This window comes from Streptomyces sp. NPDC005262 (assembly GCF_042872425.1).
GTDB lineage: Bacteria > Actinomycetota > Actinomycetes > Streptomycetales > Streptomycetaceae > Streptomyces.
This window is the reverse complement of sequence record NZ_JBIAKK010000002.1, coordinates 516,227-540,113: the sequence shown is the minus strand read 5'-3', so window position 1 is coordinate 540,113 and position 23,887 is coordinate 516,227. Positions and strand designations below refer to the sequence as shown.

Below are 23,887 nucleotides of genomic sequence, written 5' to 3'. Positions count from 1 at the left end.
CCGGCTCTCGTCGAAAACCGGCCCGCCCCGCCCCGTTCACGCCGACTCGCGCCACCGATTCGTGATCGGCAGCCGCCGGTCCTTGCCGAACCCCTTGGCCGAGATCTTCGTACCCGGTGGGTACTGCCGCCGCTTGTACTCCGCCGTGTCCACCAGCCGCAGCGTCTTCGTCACCAGCGCTTCGTCGAACCCGGCTGCCACGATCGCGTCCAGCCCCAGGTCCCGGTCGACGTACATCTCCAGGATCCGGTCCAGTACGTCGTAGTCGGGCAGCGAGTCCGTGTCGACCTGGTCCGGCCGCAGCTCGGCGCTGGGTGGCTTGGTGATGGAGGCTTCCGGGATCGGCGGCGTCCGGCCGCGTTCCTCCGCGGCCCGGTTGCGCCACTTCGCCAGGCGGAAGATCGACGTCTTGTAGACGTCCTTGATCGGCCCGTACGCGCCGACGGAGTCCCCGTACAGAGTCGAGTAGCCGACCGCCAGCTCCGACTTGTTGCCCGGCGCCAGGACGATCTGACCCTCCTGGTTGGAGACGGCCATCAGCATCGTGCCGCGCAGCCGCGACTGCAGGTTCTCCTCGGCCAGACCGGTGAGCCCCAGCGACTCCATGTAGGCGTCGAACATCGGCTCGATCGGTACGGTGCGGAAGTTCAGCCCGGTGCGCCGCGCCAGTTCCACCGCGTCGCCCTTGGAATGGTCCGAGGAGTACTTCGACGGCATCGAGATCCCGTACACGTTCTGCGCACCCAGCGCATCGCACGCGATGGCGGCGACGAGCGCCGAGTCGATCCCGCCGGAGAGCCCGATCAGCACACTGCTGAAACCGTTCTTCGCGGCGTACGCACGCAACCCCACGACGAGTGCCGAGTACAGCTCCTCGTCGTCGTCGAGCCGCTCCGCACAGCCACCGGTCAGCTCCGCCTCGTAAGCCGGGACGGGCTTGTCGGAGAGGACCGCATGGTCGATGCGTAGACCGTCGTTGACGACCCCGGACGGCGCCTCGGGCGCGGCGGCCGGCAGGTCCAGGTCGAGAACGACGCTGCCCTCGGCGAACTGCGGGGCCCGGGCGATCACCTCGCCGTCCTTGTCGACGACGATCGAGTCGCCGTCGAAGACCAGCTCGTCCTGGCCGCCGATCATCGCCAGGTAGGCGGTGGTGCAGCCGGCCTCCTGGGCCCGCTGGCGGACCAGGGCGAGCCGGGTGTCGTCCTTGTCCCGCTCGTACGGCGAGGCATTGATCGACAGCAGCAGCCCGGCCCCGGCGGCCCGGGCGGCCGGCACGCGGCCGCCGTCCTGCCAGAGGTCCTCGCAGATCGCGAGCGCCACGTCGACACCGTGGACCCGCACGACGGGCATCGAGTCGCCCGGCACGAAGTACCGGAACTCGTCGAAGACGCCGTAGTTGGGCAGGTGGTGCTTGGCGAAGCTCAGGGCGACCTTCCCGCGGTGCAGCACCGCGGCGGCGTTCTGCGGCGCCCCGGCGGGCTGGCCGTAGCGCGGCTGGGCCTTCTCGGAACGGTCGAGATATCCGACCACGACCGGCAGCTCCCCGAAGCCCTCCGCGTCGAGCCGGGCGGCGAGCGCACGCAGCGCGTCCCGCGACGCCTCCACGAAGGACGGCCGCAGGGCCAGGTCCTCGACGGGGTAGCCGGTCAGCACCATCTCGGGGAATGCCACCAGATGGGCGCCCTGTTCGGCGGAGTGCCGGGTCCAGTGGACGATCGCCTCGGCGTTGCCGGCGAGGTCACCGACGGTCGAGTCGATCTGGTTCAGTGCGAGGCGTAGTTGAGGCACGCGGCACAGTCTAATCGTCTTTCTGACGCGATGTCCTGGCGGGCCGCCCACCGCTGCCGCGGCCCGCCGGATACGGGTCAGCGGCGGTAGCCGAGGACCGTCATCATGTTCGCGTTCGAGTGGTAGACGTTGTGGCAGTGCAGCATCCACAGTCCCGGGTTGTCCGCGTCGAACTCCACGGCCACCGAGCTGTTGGGCAGTACGACCGCCGTGTCCTTGCGCGCCCCGGGAGCCCTGTCGAAGACCGAACGCGGTCCCGCAGATCCCGCGAGCGCGAACGTGTGCCCGTGCAGGTGGATCGGATGCCACATCTCCGTGATGTTGTAGAACTCCAGCCGGACCCGCTCGCCCGCCGTGACCGGATGGCGCCAGTCGGGGTCGTACTTCCTGTGGTCGAAGCCCCAGTCGAACGACCTCATGTTGCCGGTCAGCTTGATCCGGATCGTCCGGTCGGGCGCCCGGGCGGCCAGTGCCACGGACGGGTCCGCCTTCAGCTCGGGGGCCGACACCAGCTGCCCGCCCAGCTCCTTCGGCCATACGGTGGCCTTCGGCGCCGCGCCACCGCCGGTACGGAGCAGGGCCAGCGCCGACATGTTCCTCCCTTCGGCGGCCGCCGTCAGCGGGAACACCCCGTCCCCGGCGGTGACCAGCACGTCGTACCGCTCGCCCATCCCCAGCAGCAGTGAGTCCGTCGTGGTGTGCCGGACCGGGAAGCCGTCCGCGTGGGTGACGGTCATCCGGTGGCCGCCGAGCGCCACGCGGAAGGGGGTGTCGCCGCCCGCGTTGATGATGCGCACCCGGATCCGGTCGCCGGGCTTCGCGGTGAACGTGGTCGGGTCCTTCGGGACGCGGCCGTTGATCAGGTAGTGCGGGTAGGCGACATCGCTCGCCGGGCCGCGGAGCAGTTCGCTCCTGGCGCCCATCAGCACCCGCGAGGGGCCGGACCCCGAGCGGGGCTTGTCATCGGACCCGGAGGACCCGTGATCCATCCCCTCCATACTGGCCATGCCGTGGGAGAGCTCGTTGAGCACGGCGTCCGGCGTGGACCCCTCCACCCCGTCGACCCAGTCGTCGATCATGACGACCCACTCCTTGTCGTACGACAGGGGCTCCTTCGGGTCCTCGACGATCAGCGGGGCGTACAGGCCGCGGTCCTGCTGCACGCCCACGTGCGGATGGAACCAGTACGTCCCCGTCTGTCGCACCGCGAAGCGGTACGCGAACTCCGCACCCGCCTTGATGCCCGGCTGTGTCAGGCCGGGGACGCCGTCCATGTCGTTGCGCACATGGAGTCCGTGCCAGTGCAGCGTGGTCGGCGTCGGCAGGTGGTTGGCGAGAGTGACTGCCAGAGTGTCGCCCGCGGTGATCCGGAGCTCCTTGCCGGGCAACCGGTCCCCGTACGCCCAGGAGGGGACGGTGAGACCGCCGCCCAGATCGAGGCGGGCCGGGGTGGCGGTGAGGTGGAACTTCCGTACGGGACCGGAGCCCCGCTTGGCCTCGACGGCCGCGACCTCCTCGCCGTTGGGCGAAACGTACTCACCGTGGCTCTTCACCGGGGACGACGGCTTCCGGGTCATGTCGTCGTGGTTCGGACCGCCGGGGTGTGCGACGGGCTTGTCGACGTCCTTGCCGCCGGAGCAGGCGGCCAGGACTCCCGTTCCGGCCAGGGCGAATCCGGCGCCGAGCACGGCGCGTCGAGTGTGCTGAGTGCGCATGACTGGCTACACCTCATGGGGTCGTCGGGGTGCTGGGGGAGGGATGCGGAGCGCGCCGCTCCCTATATCCGCAGCACCGACGGCCTGCCGTGCGCAGTCATTGCGGGTGGGAAAGGGGACCACAGGAAGCGCAACTGCGGCGTCCCGGCGGCCCGGAGGAGACGATCCGCGGGCCGCAGCGCTATCTGCCAGACGGCCAGCAGGGTGACACTCCAGGTGCCCAGTACCGCGAGACAGACCCCCATGGGGGTCATGCCCTCGCCCGTCGTCGCGGGCAGGACGGAGGCGTGCCCGGGCGAGGGTTCAGCCTCGGAGCCTGCCCCGTGGACCCCGTGAGGCCCGCTGTCCATCGTCACCACGGCGTTCCGGCCGTGATGTTCCGTCGGATGGCCGACCGTATGCATCGCGAAAATCCCGAAGAGAAGCGCAGCGAACAGCGACAACTGTCCGCACGTCGCACTCCACTTCGGGCCCATGTCGAGCACACTACCCCCGCCGGGTATACCCCGCACGGCGGCCCGACACCCCCCCCGTCGTCCCGGACGCCGGGCCGCCGGTCGGTCAGCTGGGGGCGTAGACCTTCTCGACCCAGAGCGCGATCTGGTCCTCCGAGAGGTGCTGTGCCAGATCCGCCTCGCTGATCATGCCGATCAGCTTCTTGTTCTCGACCACCGGAAGCCGGCGGATTCGATTGCTCTGCATCTCCTCCAGGACCTGGTCCACGCCGGCGTCGGCGTCGATCCAGCGGGGCGTGCCCTGAGCGAGATCGCCGGCCGTCACCTTCGACGGATCGTGGCCCACTGCCACGCAGTCGAGCACGATGTCACGGTCCGTGAGTATGCCGATCATCCGGTCCTGTTCGCCGCTGGCCGAGATGGGCAGGGCACCGACGTGGTGCTCGCGCATCAGCTGGGCGGCCCGGTCGAGCGTTTCATGCGCCGGGATCCACTGGGCCCCGGTGTGCATGATGTCCTTGGCGGTGGTCATGGGGATTCCTCCTGGTGCCGGTGGGCATACCGTTGCGACCCCGAGACAACCATCGTCATAGGGCTGTTCGGGTTACGCGACCGCTGTCACCCATTCGGGTGCATCCCCCGGTGGTACCGCGCCGGGGGATGCACCTGTGACTACCTGGGCCCGGCCCCGCGCGCCGCCAGCATCTGCGCCATCGCGTCCAGCTCGGACTGCTGGGCCTCGACCATGCCCTGGGCGAGCCGACTCTCCGCCTTCACCGTGCAGAGCTCGGCGCAGCCGCGCGCCATGGTGACGCCGCCCCTGTGGTGGTCGGTCATCAGCTGGAGGTAGAGGATCTCGGCCTGCTTGCCGTCGGCCTTCCTCAGCCGGTCGAGCTCGGTCCGGGTGGCCATACCGGGCATCAGAGCCCCGTCGTGCGCCGTGAACCCACTGCCCGGCCCGGCCGTCATGTCACCCATGCCGTCCATACCGGCCATGTCGTGGCCGTCTTCTCCGCTGCGCCCACCGTGCTCGTCGTGACCACCGTGGGCCGCCATCCACGCCATCGGCTCCTGCCCGGCGACCGCCACCTTCGGCAGCTCCCACAGATCCAGCCAGCCGAGCAGCATGCCTCGCTGGTTGGCCTGCGTGTTGGCGATGTCGTACGCGAACCGGCGTACCTCCTCGTCCTGCGTACGGTCACGCACGATGAAGGACATCTCCACGGCCTGCTGATGGTGGACCGCCATGTCGCGCGCGAACCCGGCGTCGGCCGAATCGGTGGCAGGCGCCCGGACCGCCGCCGAGGCGGCTTGCGGCTGCTTCCCGTCCGCCGTGCCGCCCCGTGCCGCGGCGACCGTCGCCACGCCCGCGAAGAGCAGCGCGAGCGCGACGGCGGCACCCGCCGCCCACTGGGTGCGGCGGGTACCCTGCGCAGCGGTCACTGGGCCCCCAGCCCGCCCGTGCACGCGGCACCCGGCTCAGGTGTCTGTGCACCCTGCACGAACTTGGCGAAGAACTGGTCCACCCGCCGGTCGGCGGCACTGTCCACGGTGACCTGGTTGCCCCAGGCGCTCAGTGTGATCGGGCCGGCCTGGTCCTGGTACGGACTCATCAGCGAGTACGGCGTCTTCCCGACCCGCTTGGCGAGCACGGCGACGTCGGCGTCCGACGCCTTGTCCGTGTAGGTCACCCACACCGAACCGTGCTCCAGCGAGTGCACGGCGCTCATGTCGGGGATCGCCTTTTTGTATACCTCGCCGTCGCAGTTCATCCAAACGGGGCTGTGGTCACCCCCGACCGGAGGCTTCATCGGGTACGTCACCGTCGTGGTGACGTGGTTGCGGGTCAGCTTCTTCGCGTCCCACGTCTTCAGCCCCTTGATCGGCTCGGAGGCCAGCTTCTCCTTGTCCGTCGCGGCCGCCTTCGCGTCCTGGGCGGCGGCCTCCTGCTTCTTCTCCGCGGCCTCGGACTTGTCCAGCAGCACGGACGTACCGAAGCCCACCAGACCTGCGACGACGACCACGCTCAGCCCTATGACGAGGACACGGTTGCGGCGGTCGCGCGCCCGGTCGGCGTTGCGCATCTGCTCTATGCGGGTCCTGCGGTCGAAGCTCATGTCGTCAGGTCCTTCTGCGAAGGGGAGGGGGCAGGAACAGGTCAGGAAACCGGTACACACGGGGCAGTCGCGAAGCCGCTCCGCTCCTTGGACTCCATGGGCGCAGATCGTAGTAGGTGGCCGAGTGCTCCATGTCACGTCGAGTGCGTAATCTGGGTGAAATCCCGGGTCGTGATACTGGAGTCTGTCCCCTACCCCGGGCGGTGGTGCACAGACCGTCTGAACTGCAAGGATGTGGCTATGGACAAGCAGCAGGAATTCGTCCTCAGGACACTCGAGGAGCGCGACATCCGCTTCGTGCGCCTGTGGTTCACCGATGTGCTCGGCTACCTCAAGTCCGTTGCCGTGGCTCCCGCCGAGCTGGAGCAGGCGTTCGACGAGGGCATCGGCTTCGACGGATCGGCCATCGAGGGCTTCGCCCGGGTCTACGAGTCCGACATGATCGCCAAGCCGGACCCCGGCACCTTCCAGATCCTGCCCTGGCGTGCTGAGGCCCCCGGCACCGCGCGGATGTTCTGCGACATCCTGATGCCCGACGGCTCGCCGTCCTTCGCCGACCCGCGCTATGTCCTCAAGCGCATCCTCGCCAAGACCTCCGACCTGGGCTTCACCTTCTACACCCACCCGGAGATCGAGTTCTTCCTGCTCAAGAACAAGCCGGTCGACGGCAGCCGGCCCACCCCCGCCGACAGCTCCGGCTACTTCGACCACACCCCGCAGAACGTCGGCATGGACTTCCGCCGCCAGGCGATCACCATGCTCGAATCCATGGGCATTTCGGTCGAGTTCAGCCACCACGAGGGCGCTCCCGGCCAGCAGGAGATCGACCTGCGGTACGCGGACGCGCTCTCCACGGCCGACAACATCATGACTTTCCGTCTGGTCATGAAGCAGGTCGCGCTGGAGCAGGGCGTGCAGGCGACCTTCATGCCGAAGCCGTTCTCGGAGTTTCCCGGCTCCGGTATGCACACCCACCTCTCCCTCTTCGAGGGCGACCGCAACGCGTTCTACGAGTCGGGCGCCGAGTACCAGCTGTCCAAGGTCGGCCGCTCCTTCATCGCGGGCCTGCTCAAGCACGCCGCGGAGATCTCCGCCGTGACGAACCAGTGGGTCAACTCGTACAAGCGCATCTGGGGCGGTTCGGCCCGTGCCGCGGGCGCCGGCGGCGAGGCCCCCTCGTACATCTGCTGGGGCCACAACAACCGCTCCGCCCTGATCCGCGTCCCGATGTACAAGCCCGGCAAGACCGGTTCGGCCCGCGTCGAGGTCCGCTCCATCGACTCCGGCGCCAACCCCTACCTGACCTACGCGGTGCTGCTCGCCGCCGGCCTCAAGGGCATCGAGGAGGGGTACGAACTCCCGGCCGGCGCCGACGACGACGTCTGGGCGCTGTCCGACGCCGAGCGCCGCGCGATGGGCATCGAGCCGCTGCCGCAGAACCTGGGCGAGGCGATCGCGCTGATGGAGAAGAGCGAACTGGTCGCCGAGACGCTCGGTGAGCACGTCTTCGACTTCTTCCTGCGCAACAAGAAGCAGGAGTGGGAGGAGTACCGCAGCGAGGTCACGGCCTTCGAGCTGAAGGCGCTGCTGCCGGTGCTGTAGGACCAGGCCGGCATCGGTCGAAAACGCATGTGGCTTCGGGCCGGCGGTCTTCGTACCGTCGGCCCGAAGCCGTCTCGCTCGCCCTGGGCCGGCGATGGGCCCCGGACTCTGGACGAGGTGTGTCCTGCGGGCGACAATGCGGGCAGGGCAGGGGGTGGGCCCGGACACGGGGGGTTTCATGGCAAGCGTGTTGGTGCTGCTCGGTGGGCTGTTGGCGCTGATCGTCGCGCTCGTCGTCAGGCTGCAGCTGAAGGCGCGGCGCAGGACCGAGAACTTCGACGGGCAGGAGATCGAGCGGCAGGCCCGCGAGGCGATCCGGCACACCCGCGCGAACAACACCTCGGCGTCGGTCCACAACCGGTTCCTCGACGGCGGCGGCGGCCGCCGCTCGTGACCGGCCGTCCACGCGTCCGGCCCGTGGCGGGCGTCAGGACTCGGTTCCGGTAGTGTTGCCGACCCCAGCACGGGGACGTACCGAGGAGGTGAGACCCATTACCGCTGTATCAGGCTGGGTGCTCACCTCTCGCGATTGCGTGGTCGGACCGGTATAGGCGGACCGCGGAGCACCCATCGGCTTTCCGAAAGGCTCCGCTCCATGTCGCATTCCTCGACACCGCTCCCTTACTCCGTCATCGTCACCAGACTTCGCGCCGCCGGCTGTGTATTCGCCGAGGACGAGGCGGAGTTGATCCTCTCCACGGCCGCGGACCCGGCCGAACTCGCCGCCATGGTGGACCGGCGGGCAGCCGGTCTGCCCCTCGAACACGTCCTCGGCTGGGCCGAGTTCCGCGGTCTGCGGATCGCGGTGGACCCCGGTGTCTTCGTCCCCCGGCGCCGTACCGAATTCCTCGTCGACCAGGCCGTCGGCCTCCCCCGTCCGGCGGACGGACCCGCCGTCGTCGTCGATCTGTGCTGCGGTTCGGGGGCGCTGGGCGCCGCGCTCGCCGCAGCCCTGGACCGGGTCGAGCTGCACTCCAGCGATGTCGAACCCGCCGCGGTGCGGTGCGCGCGACGCAATATCGCCGGTGCGGGTGAGGTGTACGAGGGCGACCTCTTCGAACCGCTGCCCGCCTCGCTGCGCGGCCGCGTCGGGATTCTGCTCGCCAATGTGCCGTACGTCCCCAGCGGGGACGTCGAACTCCTGCCCGCGGAGGCCCGGGTCCACGAACCGAGGGTGGCGCTCGACGGTGGAGGCGACGGGCTCGACGTGCTGCGCAGAGTGACCGCCGAGGCACCTCGGTGGCTGGCGCCGGGCGGACATCTGCTGGTCGAGACGAGCGAACGGCAGGCGGCGGGGGCCGAGGAGACCGTCGCCCGGAGCGGACTGATGGCGCGGGTGGTCACGTCCGACGAGCTGTACGCGACAGTCGTCATCGGCACCAGGCCCGGTACCGGGCACGGCAGGTAGCCCGCCCCGTGGCGGCTGAGCGGCCCCCGCTCAGCCGCGGTGCGCAGCCGCGTCGACAGGCATCGCGGGGGACGGCGGTGGGACGGTCCCGGCACACACCGCGCCGGGCACCGTTCAGCCGAAGCGCCAGCACGTCTGGCTGTACGGTTCACCCTTGCCGAAACCGAAGACCGTGCGCGGAACCACCCCGAACACCTCCGCGCGGCCCCCCGCAGCGTTGACGAACGCGCCCGCGCGGACCTCGAAGTGCCAGTCCGCGCCGTACTTCGCCTCCCAGAGTTCGGCCAGCCGGGTCAGCCGCGCCTCGTCCGTCACCTGGTCCGCCCGGCCCTCGACCACCACGTCGAGGCCCTGGTGCAGCGTGTTGGTGCCGGTGGTCACCACGACCTCCGGGTTCGTCGCCAGATTCCGGGTCTTGCGCTCGGCCGGGCCCGTGCAGAAGTGCAGCGCGTCGTCCGACCAGAGCCCGATCAGCGGCGTGACATGCGGGCGGCCTTCCGGCCGGACCGTGGACAGCCAGAACACCTCCGCCCGCGTCAGCACGGCGACCGCCTCCGACCACGGACGGGCTGTCGCGTCCCTGTCGCTGTAGCAGGGGTGCAGCTCGGCGACGGGCTGGTGTCCGGACACGGTGACCTCCTCCTGAACGGGTCCTGAAAGCGATCGTGCCTGCGAAGTGTGGACCGCGCACCCGCTCCGAATTCATCGGTGCGGGGCTAGGCTCGGAAAGCTGGAAAATGATCGGGCGGCGAGCAGGAGAGCACGGAATGACGACGGTGCCGGGGCGCAGGAGCAGTACGTTCACCAGACTGCTGCGGCACGGTTTCACCGACCCGTCCGCCGCCGAGCGGCTGCTGGACCTGCCGGCTCTGTCGACCGTACGCACCGACTCGGTCCTGCTCGACGCGCTCGGGGCCACTGCCGATCCCGATCTGGCGCTGAAGGGGCTCGTCCGGCTGGTGGAGGCCGTGGACGCCGACGAGCGGCGGGTCCTGCTGGACACCCTCATCACCGCCAAGCCGCTGCGGGACCGGTTGCTCGGGGTCCTCGGGGCGTCCGAGGCGCTCGGCGACCATCTGGCGCGCCACTCCCGCGACTGGCACGCGCTCGTCACGTACGAGGCCACCGATCTGCACCCCGGGGTGGCCGAGTTCGAGCACGAGCTCGCCCAGGCCGGCGATCCGGACTCGCTGCGCGTCGCCTACCGCCGGTGCCTGCTGGCCATAGCGGCCCGCGATGTGTGCGGTACGACGGATGTCGCTCAGACCGCCGCCGAACTCGCCGACCTGGCGACGGCGACGCTGCGCGCGGCGCTCGCCATCGCCCGTACGGCGGCCCCCGAGGACGCCGCCATGTGCCGCCTCGCGGTCATCGCGATGGGCAAGTGCGGCGGCCACGAACTGAACTACGTCTCCGACGTCGACGTGATCTTCGTGGCGGAACCGCTCGACGGCGCCGAGGAGAGCAAGGCGGTGCAGAGCGCCACCCGACTGGCGGCGCACATGATGCGGATCTGTTCCGACACGACCGTCGAGGGCACCATCTGGCCGGTCGACGCCAACCTGCGTCCGGAGGGCCGCAACGGGCCGCTCGTACGGACACTGTCCTCGCATCTCGCGTACTACCAGCGCTGGGCCAAGACGTGGGAGTTCCAGGCGCTGCTCAAGGCCCGGCCGGTGGCCGGCGACCCCGAGCTGGGCGCGGAGTACGTCGACGCCGTCTCGCCGCTGGTGTGGCAGGCCGCGGACCGGGAGAACTTCGTCGCCGACGTACAGAAGATGCGCCGTCGCGTCGTCGACAACATCCCTGCCGACCGTGTCGACCGGGAGATCAAGCTGGGACCAGGTGGGCTGCGGGACGTCGAGTTCGCCGTACAGCTGCTCCAGCTCGTGCACGGCCGCAGCGACGCCTCCCTGCACAGCGGCTCGACCCTGGAGGCCCTGCGGGCGCTCGCCGAGGGCGGTTACGTCGGACGGGTGGACGCCGCGCAGCTCGACGACGCGTACCGCTTCCTGCGCGCCATGGAGCACCGCATCCAGCTGTACCGGCTGCGCCGCACCCACCTCGTCCCCGAGGACGAGGCGGATCTGCGCAGGCTCGGTCGCTCCCTGGGGATGCGTACGGACCCCCTCACAGAGCTCAACCAGGAGTGGAAGCGGCACGCGTCCGTGGTGCGACGGCTGCACGAGAAGCTGTTCTACCGGCCGCTCCTGGACGCCGTCGCCCAGCTCGCGCCCGGCGAGACCCGGCTCAGCGCGAAGGCCGCCGGGCACCGGCTCGAAGCGCTCGGGTACGCCGATCCGGCCGCCGCGCTCCGGCACCTGGAGGCTCTGTCGTCCGGGGTCTCCCGCAAGGCGGCCATCCAGCGGACCCTGCTGCCGGTGCTGCTCGGCTGGTTCGCGGACTCCGCCGACCCGGACGCCGGGCTCCTCGGCTTCCGCAAGGTGTCCGACGCGCTCGGCAAGACCCCCTGGTACCTGCGGCTGCTGCGCGACGAGGGCGCGGCCGCGGAGAATCTCGCGCGCGTCCTGTCGGCCGGCCGGCTCGCCCCCGACCTGCTGCTGCGGGCCCCCGAGGCGGTGGCGATCCTCGGCGACCCGCAGGGGCTGAAGCCGCGCAGCCATGCCCATCTGGAGCAGGAGGTGATCGCCGCGGTGGGGCGGGCGGACGGCGCGGAGTCCGCTGTCGCGGTGGTCCGCGGGGTGCGACGACGCGAACTGTTCCGTACGACGGCAGCAGACCTCATCGGCTCGTACGGCACGGAGGAGAACCCCGCCGAATCCGACCCCGGCGCACTCGTCGACCGCGTCGGCAACGCGGTCACCGATCTGAACGCCGTCACGCTCGCGGGCGCGCTGCGTGCCGCCGTACGCGAGCAGTGGGGCGACACGCTCCCGACCCGGTTCGCGGTCATCGGCATGGGCCGGTTCGGCGGACACGAGCTCGGTTACGGCTCCGACGCCGACGTCCTGTTCGTGCACTCGCCGCGCGAGGGCGTCGACGAGCAGGAGGCCGCCCGGGCCGCCAACACCGTCGTCGGCGAGATGCGCAGGCTGCTGCAGCTGCCCACCGCCGATCCACCGCTGATGATCGACGCGGACCTGCGGCCGGAGGGCAAGAGCGGGCCGCTGGTACGGACGCTGAAGTCGTACGAGGCGTACTACCGGCGGTGGTCGCTGGTCTGGGAGAGCCAGGCCTTGCTGCGCGCCGAACCGATGGCGGGCGACGCCGACCTCGGCCGCGAATTCATCGAGCTGATCGGCCCGCTGCGCTACCCGATGGAAGGGCTGGGGGAGGACGCGGTCCGCGAGATCCGCCGCCTCAAGGCCCGGATGGAGTCCGAACGGATGCCGCGCGGCGCCGACCCGACGCTCCACACGAAACTGGGGCGCGGCGGGCTGAGCGACGTCGAGTGGACGGTCCAGCTGATGCAGATGCAGCACGGCTGGGTGGAACCGGGTCTGCGCACGACCCGCACCCGCGAGGCGCTGGCAGCCGCGTGTGCGGCCGGACTGATCCCGGCTGAGGACGCGCAGACCTTGGACGAGGCCTGGGTGCTGGCGACCAGGGTCCGCAACGCGGTGATGCTGGTGCGCGGCCGCCCCGGGGACACCTTCCCGTCCGGCCCGCGCGAGCTGACGGCCGTGGGGCGCTATCTCGGATACGAACCGGGTCATGTCGGCGACATGCTCGACGACTACCGGCGGATCACCCGGCGGGCGCGGGCGGTGGTGGAGGAGCGCTTCTACGGGGCGTGAGGGCGTCGACGAACCACGTCCGGCGGCAATTTCCGAGGGCGGTCGTGTCGGCGCCGGTCCGGCGGTCGAGGAAGAAGCCGGTCACCGGCGCACCGGTGCCTCCGCGGCCGGGTGCCCGACCCTGATCGGCGCGCCCGGGCCGAGCGCCGAGAGTCTGGCCCCGGCAGGGCGCGTGACCCGCTTCTGGAGGTGGTGCGGCAGCGCCCCGTACCAGGCGAACGACACCGCGTAGCCGAACGCCAGGCAGGTCATGCCGCCCACCGCGTCGAGCCAGAAGTGGTTGGCGGTCGACACGATCACGATCAGTGTGGTCGCCGGGTACAGCAGGCCCGCGATGCGTGCCCAGGGCGCCGACGCCAGCGCGTAGATGGTCAAGCCGCACCACAGCGACCAGCCGATATGCATCGACGGCATCGCCGCGTACTGGTTGGACATGTTCTTGAAGTTGCCCGAGGCCATCGAACCCCAGGTGTGGTGCACCAGCACGGTGTCGATGAAGTGGCCGCCGTTCATCAGGCGCGGCGGCGCCAGCGGATACAGGTAGTACCCGAGCAGCGCGACGCCCGTGGTCGCGAACAGCGCCAGGCGCGCTGCCGCGTAACGTCCGGGATGGCGACGGAACAGCCACATCAGCACACCGATGGTGACGACGAAGTGCAGTGTCGCGTAGTAGTAGTTCATCGAGACGATCAGCCATGTCACGGAGTTCACCGCGTGGTTGACCGACTGCTCGACGGCGATGCCGAGGTACTTCTCCAAAGACCAGAGCCAGTCGGCGTTGCTGAGTGCGGCGGCCTTCTGCTCGGGGACGGCGTTGCGCACCAGGGAGTAGACCCAGTAACTCACCGCGATCAGCAGGACCTCGAAATAGATGCGCGGCCGGCGGGGGGACCGCAGCGCACGCAGCCTTGCCGGCCTGTCGTCCCGCTGTGTCTCGGGAGCCGTCTCGTCCGCGATGGGTGACGGGGTGGCGGCCGGTCGGCCGTCCTGTGACTGCACGCTCACTTCACCCATAGGCGTCGATTCTTTCAGTTGCGTCCTCTTCCCGATCATCCTCCGGTCGGGTTCCGGTTGCACATCATGCCCCTACAGGCGGGCGTGCGACCCTGATTCCGTCCCGGAGACGGAGGCCGGATCGGGGCCGGGGCCTGCGGCCGTCGAACCGCGGACGACCAGTTCCGGCATGAAGACGAACTCGCTGTGCGGGGCCGGTGTGCCGCCGATCTCCTCGAGCAGGGTGCGCACGGCGGCCTGGCCCATCGCCGTCACCGGCTGACGGATCGTGGTCAGCGGCGGATCGGTGAACGCTATGAGCGGCGAATCGTCGTAGCCGACGACCGACAGGTCGCGCGGCACCTCCATCGACAGCCGGCGCGCGGCCCGGATCGCACCCAGGGCCATCATGTCGCTCGCGCACACCACCGCCGTGCAGCCGCGCTCTATCAGCGCCGAGGCGGCCGCCTGGCCGCCCTCCAGCGTGAACAGCGAGTGCTGGATCAGGGACTCCACCTCGTCCGGGGTGAGGTTCAACTGCTCCTGCACGGTGGAGCGGAACCCCTCGATCTTGCGGAGCACCGGAACGAAACGCTTGGGGCCGACCGCAAGGCCGATGCGCTGATGGCCGAGCGAGACCAGATGCGTCACCGCGAGCCGCATAGCCGCCCGGTCGTCGGGCGAGATGAAGGGCGCCTGCACTTTCGACGAGAAGCCGTTGACCAGTACGAAGGGCACACCCTGGGCGCGCAGTTGCTCATACCGCTGCATGTCGGCCGACGTGTCGGCATGCAGCCCGGAGACGAAGATGATGCCGGACACGCCACGGTCGACGAGCATCTCGGTGAGTTCGTCCTCGGTGGAACCGCCGGGGGTCTGCGTCGCCAGCACCGGCGTGTAGCCCTGTCGCGTCAGTGCCTGGCCGATGACCTGGGCGAGCGCCGGGAAGATGGGGTTCTCCAGCTCGGGCGTGATCAGCCCGACCAGTCCCGCGCTGCGCCGGCGCAGCCGTACCGGCCGCTCGTAGCCGAGGACGTCGAGCGCGGCGAGGACTGATTCGCGGGTGGCTGCAGCAACACCTGGCTTGCCGTTCAGTACACGGCTGACCGTAGCCTCGCTGACCCCCGCCTGAGTTGCGATATCGGCAAGCCGTGCGGTCATGGGTGGACTGTACCGGGCGCGTGTCGGATTGCCCACCATGCACGGGAATCGGGCGACTGCGGTGCTGTCCGGAGGGCGGGTGGTGACCGACGGTACCCGCGGCGGTACGCATCGCCGCGGGCCGATCGGCACTGCCGCCGCAACATCTTGCAAGGTCTTGCGAAGCTGAGCTGCGGGCTGCGGTCGGATCGTCGCACTGCGAAATCACGACCGGCCCCTTCTGCTGCCAGGGGCGAGGCACTTCCGTCAAGAGGCTTGACGGCAACCGTGAGGACACGCGAATGTAACGATCGTCGAAGCTTGCAGAAATCTTCCGCAAACTCTTTCGGCCATCTTTCATCCTTGTTACGTTCCTCGTCGACCCGGCGCCGCGATGGAGCGGTACGGCAGTTGAAGGAGTTCAGATGCGACGTGGCATAACGGCCACCGCCCTGGTCGCGGCCCTGGCGCTTGCGGCGACCGCCTGCGGCAGCGATGACAAGTCCGACGGCTCGAGCAAGAGCTCCGGCGAGCTCTCCGGGACCGTTACCTGGTGGGACACCTCCACCGTGGGCAGCGAGGACAAGGTCTTCAAGAAGATTGCCGAAGACTTCGAGAAGCAGCACCCGAAGGTCGACGTCAAGTACGTCAACGTGCCCTTCGGTGAGGCACAGAACAAGTTCAAGAACGCTGCCCAGTCGGGCTCCGGCGCTCCCGACGTGATCCGCTCCGAGGTCGCCTGGACCCCCGAGTTCGCGGACCTCGGCTACCTCGCCCCGCTGGACGGCACCCCCGCCCTGCAGAAGGCGGACGACTTCCTCAAGCAGGCCGCCGCCTCCACCAAGTACAACGGCAAGACGTACGCGGTGCCGCAGGTCATCGACTCCATGGGCATCTTCTACAACAAGAAGATCTTCAAGGAGGCCGGCGTCGAGGTTCCCACCACCGTCGACCAGCTGAAGACCGTCTCCAAGAAGATCAAGGAAAAGACCGGCAAGACCGGCCTGTACCTGCGCGGCGACGACGCGTACTGGTTCCTGTCCTTCCTCTACGGCGAGGGCGGCGACCTCGTCGACGCGTCCACCAAGTCCGTCACCGTCGACAACCCCGAGGGTGTCAAGGCGATGAAGGTCGTCAAGGACCTCGTCGACTCCGGTGCGGCCAAGACCGACGCGACGGACGGCTGGGAGAACATGCAGTCGTCCTTCAAGGACGGCAAGGTCGCCATGATCATCAACGGCCCGTGGGCCGTCGCCGACACCTACGCCGGCAAGGAGTTCGAGGACAAGGCCAACCTGGGCGTCGCCCCGGTCCCGGCCGGCTCCGCCGCGCAGGGCGCCCCGCAGGGCGGTCACAACCTGGCCGTCTACGCGGGCTCCAAGAACCTCGACGCCTCCTACGCCTTCGTCGACTACATGACGTCCACGAAGACCCAGGCCCAGGTCACCAAGGAGCTGAACCTCCTGCCGACCCGTACCTCCGCCTACTCGGAGGAAGCCGTCGTCGACAACGAGATCGTCGGCTTCTTCAAGCCGGTCGTCGAGACCGCCGTCGAGCGCCCCTGGATCCCGGAGACCGGCAGCCTCTTCGCCCCGCTGGTCACCGAGTACACCAAGGTCCTGACCGGCCAGACCACGCCGGAGAAGGCCGCCAAGGCCACCGGTGACTCCTACCGCAAGCTCCTCAAGGGCTGGAAGTAGCCAGAGAAAGGCAGGCCGACTGATGGCTGTCCACACCAGCCAGTCGGTGGCAACGGCCGCGGGCGACGATGTCGCCCGCGGCCGGAGCCGCGGTACTGGTACCCCACCTCCGAGCAGGTTCCGGCGGACTCTGTCGACCCACTGGTACGCCTGGACGATGGTCGCCCCGGTGGTCGTCGTGATCGGCGTGATCATCGGCTACCCGCTGGTCCGCGGCATCTACCTGTCGCTGACCGACGCCAATGAGCGCAACGTCGAACGGTCCATCGGCGTCAACCACATGCCCGCGACGTACAAGTTCGTCGGCCTGGACAACTACGCCGACGCGCTCACGGGCAACCAGTTCCTCGGCACGCTCGGGTGGACCCTGGTGTGGACGGTCTCCTGCGTGAGCGTCACGTTCGTCCTCGGCATGGCCCTGGCGAACATCCTCAACCGCCGGATCGCCGGCCGCTCCGCCTACCGGATGGCGCTGATCCTGCCCTGGGCCATCCCCGGCTTCGTCTCCGTCTTCGCCTGGCGCTTCCTCTACAACGAGGACCGCGGGCTGCTCAACAAGATCCTCTCCGGTGCCGGCATCGACGGCATCCCGTGGCTCAACGACCCCACCTGGGCGAAGCTCTCCGTCATCGCCGTGAATGTGTGGCTCGGTGTGCCGTTCATGATGGTCGCCCTGCTCGGCGGTCTGCAGTCCATCCCCAGCGAGCAGTACGAGGCCGCCGAGATGGACGGTGCCACCGCCTGGCAGCGGTTCCGCCACATCACGCTGCCGGGGCTCCGGCCGGTCTCCACCACCGTGATCCTGCTGTCGACCATCTGGACGTTCAACATGTTCCCGGTGATCTTCCTGCTGACCCGCGGCGGACCGGGCGAGGCCACCCAGATCCTGGTCACCCAGGCGTACAAGTTCTCCTTCGAGATCAGCCCGCGCGACTTCGCGCAGTCCTCCACCTGGGGCGTGCTGATCCTCGTCCTCCTGATGCTCTTCGCCGCGGTCTACCGGCGAGTCCTCCGCACGCAGGGAGATAACTGGTGACCACCGCCCCCGCACCCACCGCACGGCGCGCCGCCCCCACCGCGCGCCACTCGGCCCGCAAGGTCCGGCTGCGCGGCGAGCGTTCGCCGCTGGCCTCCGTCGGACTGCACCTCACGCTGATCGTGGCCTCCGTGATCGCCGTGTTCCCCGTGCTGTGGGTCCTGCTGACCTCGCTGAAGCCCGCCGCGTACGCGACGACGACGGACTTCTTCAAGGACACGACCTTCGAGAACTACACCGACCTGATCAAGGACACCGAGTTCCTGACCTGGTTCGGCAACTCGCTGGTCATCGCCGGGCTCACCACCGTCCTCGGCGTCTTCGTCTCCGCCACCACCGGCTACGCCGTCAGCCGCTTCCGGTTCCCCGGCAAGCGCGGGCTGATGTGGACGCTGCTGATCACCCAGATGTTCCCGGTCGCCGTCCTCATCGTGCCGATCTACAACATCATGTCGAGCCTGGGCCTGCTCAACCAGCCCGCCGGCCTCGTCATCACGTACCTCACCATCGCGGTGCCGTTCTGCGCCTGGATGATGAAGGGCTTCTTCGACACCATCCCGCGCGAGATCGACGAGTCGGGGCAGGTCGACGGCCTCACCCCGTTCGGCACGTTCTGGCGGCTGATCCTGCCGCTCGCCAAGCCCGGCCTCGCCGTCACCGCGTTCTACTCCTTCATCACCGCCTGGGGCGAGGTCGCCTACGCCTCCGCCTTCATGGTCGGTGACGAGAACCTCACGCTCGCCGGCGGGCTGCAGAAGTTCGTCAACCAGTACGGAGCCCAGTGGGGGCCGATGACCGCCGCGTCCGTGCTCATCGCGATACCCGCGGCCCTGGTCTTCCTCTTCGCCCAGCGCCACCTGGTGACCGGCATGTCCGCCGGGGCCGTCAAGGGCTGACGCACCCAGCAGCACGACCCGCACGCACCAAGGAACGGCGGCGCCGGATCCCCGACCCGGTCCCGGCGCCGCTCCCCACCCAGACACCTCAGGGACGACATGACCCAGCACCTCGCTGCCCCCTCCACCGGCACGTCCGACGCTGCTCCGGGCCACCGCACCGGCTGGTGGCAGGACGCGGTGATCTACCAGGTCTATCCGCGGAGCTTCGCCGACGGCAACGGTGACGGCATGGGCGATCTCGCAGGCGTACGGGACAGACTTCCGTACCTCAAGAACCTCGGCGTCGACGCGGTCTGGCTCAGCCCGTTCTACGCGTCGCCGCAGGCCGACGCGGGCTACGACGTCTCCGACTACCGCGCCATCGACCCGATGTTCGGCACGCTGCTGGACGCCGACGCGCTGATCCGGGACGCCCACGACCTCGGCCTGCGGATCATCGTCGACCTGGTGCCCAACCACTCCTCCGACCAGCACGAGTGGTTCAAGCGCGCCCTCGCCGAGGGCCCCGGCTCCGCACTGCGCGAGCGCTACCATTTCCGCCCGGGCAAGGGCGCGGACGGCGAACTGCCGCCCAACGACTGGGAGTCCATCTTCGGCGGCCCCGCCTGGACCCGGACCACCGACCCGGACGGCACCCCCGGCGACTGGTACCTCCACCTGTTCGCGCCCGAGCAGCCCGACTTCAACTGGGAACACCCGGCCGTCGCCGACGAGTTCCGCTCGATCCTGCGGTTCTGGCTCGACATGGGCGTCGACGGCTTCCGCGTCGATGTCGCCCACGGTCTGGTCAAGGCCGAGGGCCTGCCCGACCTCGGCGCCCACGACCAGCTCAAGCTGCTCGGAAACGATGTCATGCCGTTCTTCGACCAGGACGGTGTGCACGAGATCTACCGCTCCTGGCGCACCATCCTCGACGAGTACCCCGGCGACCGCATCGCCGTCGCCGAGGCCTGGACCCCGACCGTCGAGCGCACCGCCAACTACGTGCGCCACGACGAGATGCACCAGGCGTTCAACTTCCAGTACCTGTCGACCGACTGGGACGCGGCCGAGCTGCGCAAGGTCATCGACGTCTCGCTCGACGCGATGCGCCCGGTCGGCGCCCCCACCACCTGGGTGCTGTCCAACCACGACGTCACCCGGCACGCCACCCGGTTCGCCAACCCGCCCGGCCTCGGCACCCAGATCCGCACCGCGGGCGACCGCGAGATGGGCCTGCGCCGGGCCCGTGCCGCCAGCCTGCTGATGCTGGCGCTGCCCGGCTCCGCGTACGTCTACCAGGGCGAGGAACTCGGCCTGCCCGACGTCACCGACCTGCCCGACGAGGCCCGCCAGGACCCGTCGTTCTTCCGCGCCGACGGGCAGGACGGCTTCCGCGACGGCTGCCGGGTACCGATCCCGTGGACCCGCGAGGGCAGCTCCTACGGTTTCGGCGACGGCGGCAGCTGGCTGCCCCAGCCCGACAGCTGGGGTGAGCTGAGCATCGAGGCCCAGACCGGCAGGGCGGGCTCGACACTGGAGCTGTACCGGGCCGCGCTCGCCGCCCGCCGGGTGCACCCGGGGCTCGGCGCCGGGACCGCCGTGGAGTGGCTGGACGCCCCCGAAGGGCTGCTGGCCTTCGCCCGCCCCGGCTTCGTCTGCACCGTCAACACGACCGGCCGGCCGGTTCGCATCCCGGTCCGCGGCCAGGTGCTGCTGTCCAGCAGCCCCGTCGTCACCGACGGCGCCGAGATCGAGCTGCCCGCGGACACCACGGTGTGGTGGACGGGGTGACCGTCCCACTGCCCAGGACCGGCGGTGCGCTGAGGCTCTCGGACATCGCCGGTCAGGCCTCGGTCAGCGAGGCGACCGTCAGCCGGGTCCTCAACGGCAAGCCGGGCGTCGCCGACACCACGCGTCAGCGGGTGCTCGCGGCGCTCGACATCCTGGGCTACGAGCGTCCGGTACGGCTGCGGCAGCGCAGCGCCGGGCTGATCGGACTGGTGACCCCCGAGCTCACCAACCCGATCTTCCCGGCGTTCGCGCAGTCCGTCGAGCAGGTCCTGGCCGGGCACGGGTACACCCCGGTGCTCTGCACCCAACTGCCCGGCGGCGCCACCGAGGACGAGCTCGTAGAGCAGCTCGTCGAACGCGGCGTCGGGGGCATCGTCTTCCTTTCCGGGCTGCACGCCGACCTGTCGGCCGACCCCTCCCGGTACGCCGCGCTCACCGACCGCGGCGTGCCGTTCGTCCTGATCAACGGCTACAACGAGCGGATCAGCGCCCCCTTCGTCTCGCCCGACGACTCCGCCGCCGTGCGGATGGCCGTCGGACATCTCGCCGAACTCGGGCACCGCAAGGTCGGCCTGGCCATCGGGCCGCAGCGCTATGTGCCGTCCCGTCGCAAGCGGGACGGCTTCGTCGACGCCGCCGCCAAGCTGCTGGGCCTGACCCGCGCCGAGGCGGAACTCCTCGTCTGCTCCACGTTGTTCAGCGTCGAGGGCGGCCAGGTCGCGGCCGGGGCGCTGCTCGACCAGGGGTGCACGGGCATCGTCTGCGGAAGCGACCTGATGGCCCTGGGCGTGGTGCGTGCCGCCCGGGACCGCGGACTCGACGTGCCGCGCGACGTGTCGGTGGTCGGCTTCGACGACTCGCAGCTCATCGCGTTCACCGATCCGCCGCTGACGACGGTGCGGCAGCCCGTACAGGCGATGGCGGCGGCCGCGGTCGGCGCGCTGCTGGAGGAGATCGGCGGCAGCCCCGTGCAGCGCACGGAGTACGTGTTCCAGCCGGAGCTGGTGGTTCGGGGGTCCACCGCCGCGGTCCGGCCCGCCTGACGGCCTGGCCGAGCAGACGGCGGCACGCACAGGAGAGGCACCAGGAGTCGGCCCTGGACAGGGCCGGCGGGGAGTGAGCGACTCCGGGTGCCTCTCTTGCCGTGACCGGCCCGGCCGGCCGGGCGCGTGGGGCCCCTGGGGTGCCGGGGCCCCCGGCCGACCGGGCCGGAGTCGGGATGAACTTAACAGTGTCGCAATATCTTGCGTAAGTCCTTGCAGGAAGAAAAATGCGAGATTTCGTGGATGTGAGCGGGTCGTGTCCAGGGGGTTGACCCAGATGGGGCGGGCTCGTACGGTCAGCTCCGCGGCAAGCTTTGCATTCTTGCAGCAAGAACCTTCAGAAGCCTTGAGGGCAGGACGCGTTGCCACGTGAGGCTGCACCGTCATCCCCGCATTTCCCCCACCGCAGGAGGAAAGACATGGCACGCAGACCGCTGTCTGCAGCGCTCGCCCTGATAGCCGGCGCCGCCGCCCTCGTCCCCACCGCCGCCCCCGCCCAGGCGTCCGCACCCGGCACCAAGGACGTCACCGCCGTGATGTTCGAGTGGAAATTCGACTCCGTCGCCAAGGCCTGCACGGACACGCTCGGCCCGGCCGGTTACGGCTACGTCCAGGTCTCGCCGCCCCAGGAGCACATCCAGGGAAGCCAGTGGTGGACCTCGTACCAGCCGGTCAGCTACAAGATCGCCGGTCGGCTCGGCGACCGCGCGGCCTTCGCCGCCATGGTCGGCACGTGCCACAGCGCGGGCGTCAAGGTCGTCGCCGACTCCGTCATCAACCACATGTCGGCCGGCTCGGGAACCGGCACCGGCGGCTCCTCGTACACGAAGTACAACTACCCCGGCCTGTACTCCTCGTCCGACATGGACGACTGCACCGCACAGATCAGCAACTACCAGGACCGGGCCAACGTCCAGAACTGCGAACTCGTCGGGCTCGCCGACCTCGACACCGGTGAGGACTACGTCCGCGGCAAGATCGCCGGATACCTCGACGACCTGCGCTCGCTCGGCGTCGACGGCTTCCGCATCGACGCCGCCAAGCACATGCCCGCGAGCGACCTCGCCAACATCAAGTCCCGGCTGACCGACCCCGGCGTCTACTGGAAGCAGGAGGCGATCTACGGGGCCGGCGAAGCCGTCTCGCCCGACGAGTACACCGGCACCGGGGACGTCCAGGAGTTCCGCTACGCCCGCAGCCTCAAACAGGTCTTCAACAACGAGAACCTCGCCGAACTGAAGAACTTCGGCGAGGGCTGGGGATTCATGCCATCCTCGAAGGCCGGGGTCTTCGTCGACAACCACGACACCGAGCGCGGCGGCGACACCCTGAACTACAAGGACGGGGCCAACTACACCCTCGCGAATGTCTTCATGCTGGCCTGGCCGTACGGCTCGCCCGACGTCCACTCCGGCTACGAGTGGTCCGACAAGGACGCGGGGCCGCCCAACGGCGGCACGGTGAACGCCTGTTACAGCGACGGCTGGAAGTGCCAGCACGCCTGGCCGCAGATCTCCTCCATGGTCGGCTTCCGCAACGCCGCGCGCGGCGAGGCCGTCACGAACTGGTGGGACAACGGCGCTGACCAGATCGCGTTCGGCCGCGGGTCGAAGGCGTACGCCGCCATCAACCACGAGGGCTCGTCGCTGACCCGTACGTTCCAGACCTCGCTGCCCGCCGGCGACTACTGCGACATCCAGTCCGGCAACGGGGTGACCGTCAACGGCTCCGGACAGTTCACCGCGACGCTCGGCGCGAACACCGCTGTCGCACTGCAGGTGAACGCGCGTACCTGCGGCGGCGGTGGCACCACCGACCCCGGTGCGGGTACCTCCGGCGCCTCCTTCGGTGTCAACGCGACCACCCAGCTCGGCCAGAACATCTACGTCACCGGGAACCAGTCCGCGCTCGGCAACTGGAACACCGACAGCGCGCTCAAGCTCGACCCGGCCACGTACCCAATCTGGAAGCTGGACGTGAGCATGCCCGCCGGTACGTCGTTCGAGTACAAGTACGTCCGCAAGGACGCGAGCGGCGCCGTCACGTGGGAAAGCGGTGCCAACCGCACGGCGACGGTGCCGTCGTCGGGCAAGGTGTCGCTGACGAGCGACGTCTGGCGAAGCTGAGGTCCTTCCCGGACCGGGGCGGCGGACCACGTTGTCCCGGTCCGGGGGCTGAACCGGGGTCGGGGGTCCACCAGGGCGTCTTCCCGGACGCCGCAGACTCCCGACCGTAGGGCAACTGTGCAGTCACTGCGTCGTCCTGCGGGGGATCACCCTGGTGCACCCCCGCCCCAGGGTTCCCGTAGGCCTCCGTACCGGGGCGACAGCGTCCTGTCGGACGGCGCGTCGGGAGGGGACGTATCGGGCGATCCCCGCAGGGTGACGCCGTAGGAGGACGGTTTCGCCACGGTGTCGGGGAGTCTGCGGCACCCGAGGAGACGTCCCGATGCGGCAC

At 69.7% G+C, this 23,887-nt stretch carries 19 protein-coding genes; 10 read left to right on the top strand and 9 right to left on the bottom strand.

Annotation, left to right across the window (positions count from 1 at the left end; genetic code table 11):
• Window positions 1–36: 36 nt before the first annotated feature.
• The 6 genes from ACFYP5_RS07610 to ACFYP5_RS07585 form a co-directional block, all read right to left on the bottom strand.
• Window positions 37–1,791 (bottom strand): NAD+ synthase, encoded by a 1,755-nt coding sequence (locus ACFYP5_RS07610; RefSeq protein ID WP_389031894.1) that lies wholly within the window; start codon window positions 1,789–1,791, stop codon window positions 37–39.
• A gap of 77 nt (window positions 1,792–1,868) precedes the next feature.
• Window positions 1,869–3,506, bottom strand: a complete 1,638-nt coding sequence (locus ACFYP5_RS07605; RefSeq protein WP_389031892.1) for a multicopper oxidase family protein — start codon at window positions 3,504–3,506, stop codon at window positions 1,869–1,871.
• A 62-nt stretch (window positions 3,507–3,568) separates the two neighbouring features.
• Entirely contained in the window at window positions 3,569–3,982 is a 414-nt protein-coding gene (locus ACFYP5_RS07600; RefSeq protein WP_389031889.1) for a hypothetical protein, read from the bottom strand.
• A gap of 85 nt (window positions 3,983–4,067) precedes the next feature.
• Window positions 4,068–4,493, bottom strand: coding sequence for a CBS domain-containing protein (locus ACFYP5_RS07595; protein ID WP_030926181.1), 426 nt, complete (start codon window positions 4,491–4,493; stop codon window positions 4,068–4,070).
• 140 nt (window positions 4,494–4,633) lie between these two features.
• On the bottom strand, window positions 4,634–5,404 hold the full coding sequence (locus ACFYP5_RS07590) for a DUF305 domain-containing protein (protein WP_389031886.1): 771 nt from the start codon (window positions 5,402–5,404) through the stop codon (window positions 4,634–4,636).
• On the bottom strand, window positions 5,401–6,078 hold the full coding sequence (locus ACFYP5_RS07585) for a DUF3105 domain-containing protein (RefSeq protein WP_389031884.1): 678 nt from the start codon (window positions 6,076–6,078) through the stop codon (window positions 5,401–5,403). The genes ACFYP5_RS07590 and ACFYP5_RS07585 overlap by 4 nt, the downstream gene beginning before the upstream one ends.
• A gap of 240 nt (window positions 6,079–6,318) precedes the next feature.
• Here ACFYP5_RS07585 and glnA point away from each other — a divergent pair, with 240 nt between their 5' ends.
• The 3 genes from glnA (at window position 6,319) to ACFYP5_RS07570 (ending at window position 9,088) form a co-directional block, all read left to right on the top strand.
• Entirely contained in the window at window positions 6,319–7,680 is a 1,362-nt protein-coding gene (gene glnA / locus ACFYP5_RS07580) for a type I glutamate--ammonia ligase (RefSeq protein ID WP_326603319.1), read from the top strand.
• A gap of 178 nt (window positions 7,681–7,858) precedes the next feature.
• Window positions 7,859–8,074, top strand: coding sequence for a hypothetical protein (locus ACFYP5_RS07575; protein ID WP_389031881.1), 216 nt, complete (start codon window positions 7,859–7,861; stop codon window positions 8,072–8,074).
• Between the two features lie 201 nt (window positions 8,075–8,275).
• Window positions 8,276–9,088 carry a putative protein N(5)-glutamine methyltransferase gene (locus tag ACFYP5_RS07570; protein ID WP_389031879.1) on the top strand — a complete coding sequence of 271 codons (813 nt, stop codon included), beginning with the start codon at window positions 8,276–8,278 and terminating at the stop codon, window positions 9,086–9,088.
• A 114-nt stretch (window positions 9,089–9,202) separates the two neighbouring features.
• Here the strand turns inward: ACFYP5_RS07570 and ACFYP5_RS07565 are convergent, their stop codons facing one another.
• Window positions 9,203–9,718 carry a pyridoxamine 5'-phosphate oxidase family protein gene (locus tag ACFYP5_RS07565; protein WP_389031877.1) on the bottom strand — a complete coding sequence of 172 codons (516 nt, stop codon included), beginning with the start codon at window positions 9,716–9,718 and terminating at the stop codon, window positions 9,203–9,205.
• 137 nt (window positions 9,719–9,855) lie between these two features.
• Here ACFYP5_RS07565 and ACFYP5_RS07560 point away from each other — a divergent pair, with 137 nt between their 5' ends.
• Window positions 9,856–12,846, top strand: coding sequence for a bifunctional [glutamine synthetase] adenylyltransferase/[glutamine synthetase]-adenylyl-L-tyrosine phosphorylase (locus tag ACFYP5_RS07560; protein ID WP_389031874.1), 2,991 nt, complete (start codon window positions 9,856–9,858; stop codon window positions 12,844–12,846).
• Between the two features lie 81 nt (window positions 12,847–12,927).
• On the opposite strand, the gene ACFYP5_RS07555 is transcribed toward ACFYP5_RS07560, so the two are convergent.
• Together ACFYP5_RS07555 and ACFYP5_RS07550 are read right to left on the bottom strand one after the other, a co-directional pair.
• The gene (locus ACFYP5_RS07555) at window positions 12,928–13,860 is read right to left on the bottom strand and encodes a phosphatase PAP2 family protein (RefSeq protein WP_389031872.1); all 933 of its coding nucleotides are present in this window, start codon (window positions 13,858–13,860) and stop codon (window positions 12,928–12,930) included.
• Window positions 13,861–13,932: 72 nt separating this feature from the next.
• On the bottom strand, window positions 13,933–15,000 hold the full coding sequence (locus ACFYP5_RS07550; protein ID WP_389031869.1) for a LacI family DNA-binding transcriptional regulator: 1,068 nt from the start codon (window positions 14,998–15,000) through the stop codon (window positions 13,933–13,935).
• A 404-nt stretch (window positions 15,001–15,404) separates the two neighbouring features.
• Between ACFYP5_RS07550 and ACFYP5_RS07545 the strand changes: the two genes are divergently transcribed.
• The 6 genes from ACFYP5_RS07545 (at window position 15,405) to ACFYP5_RS07520 (ending at window position 23,556) form a co-directional block, all read left to right on the top strand.
• Window positions 15,405–16,679: an extracellular solute-binding protein gene (locus ACFYP5_RS07545; protein WP_389031866.1), complete on the top strand. Its 1,275-nt coding sequence runs from the start codon at window positions 15,405–15,407 to the stop codon at window positions 16,677–16,679.
• A gap of 22 nt (window positions 16,680–16,701) precedes the next feature.
• Entirely contained in the window at window positions 16,702–17,715 is a 1,014-nt protein-coding gene (locus tag ACFYP5_RS07540) for a carbohydrate ABC transporter permease (protein ID WP_093774773.1), read from the top strand.
• A complete protein-coding gene (locus ACFYP5_RS07535) occupies window positions 17,712–18,611 on the top strand; it encodes a sugar ABC transporter permease (protein WP_030926205.1) in 900 nt (299 codons plus the stop codon). Before ACFYP5_RS07540 ends, ACFYP5_RS07535 begins: the two co-directional genes overlap by 4 nt.
• 99 nt (window positions 18,612–18,710) lie before the next feature.
• Complete coding sequence (locus ACFYP5_RS07530; protein ID WP_389031862.1) at window positions 18,711–20,387, top strand: glycoside hydrolase family 13 protein; 1,677 nt, start codon at window positions 18,711–18,713, stop codon at window positions 20,385–20,387.
• A complete protein-coding gene (locus ACFYP5_RS07525; RefSeq protein ID WP_389031860.1) occupies window positions 20,372–21,430 on the top strand; it encodes a LacI family DNA-binding transcriptional regulator in 1,059 nt (352 codons plus the stop codon). Before ACFYP5_RS07530 ends, ACFYP5_RS07525 begins: the two co-directional genes overlap by 16 nt.
• Window positions 21,431–21,849: 419 nt before the next feature.
• Complete coding sequence (locus ACFYP5_RS07520; protein ID WP_389031857.1) at window positions 21,850–23,556, top strand: carbohydrate-binding module family 20 domain-containing protein; 1,707 nt, start codon at window positions 21,850–21,852, stop codon at window positions 23,554–23,556.
• Window positions 23,557–23,887 lie beyond the last annotated feature (331 nt).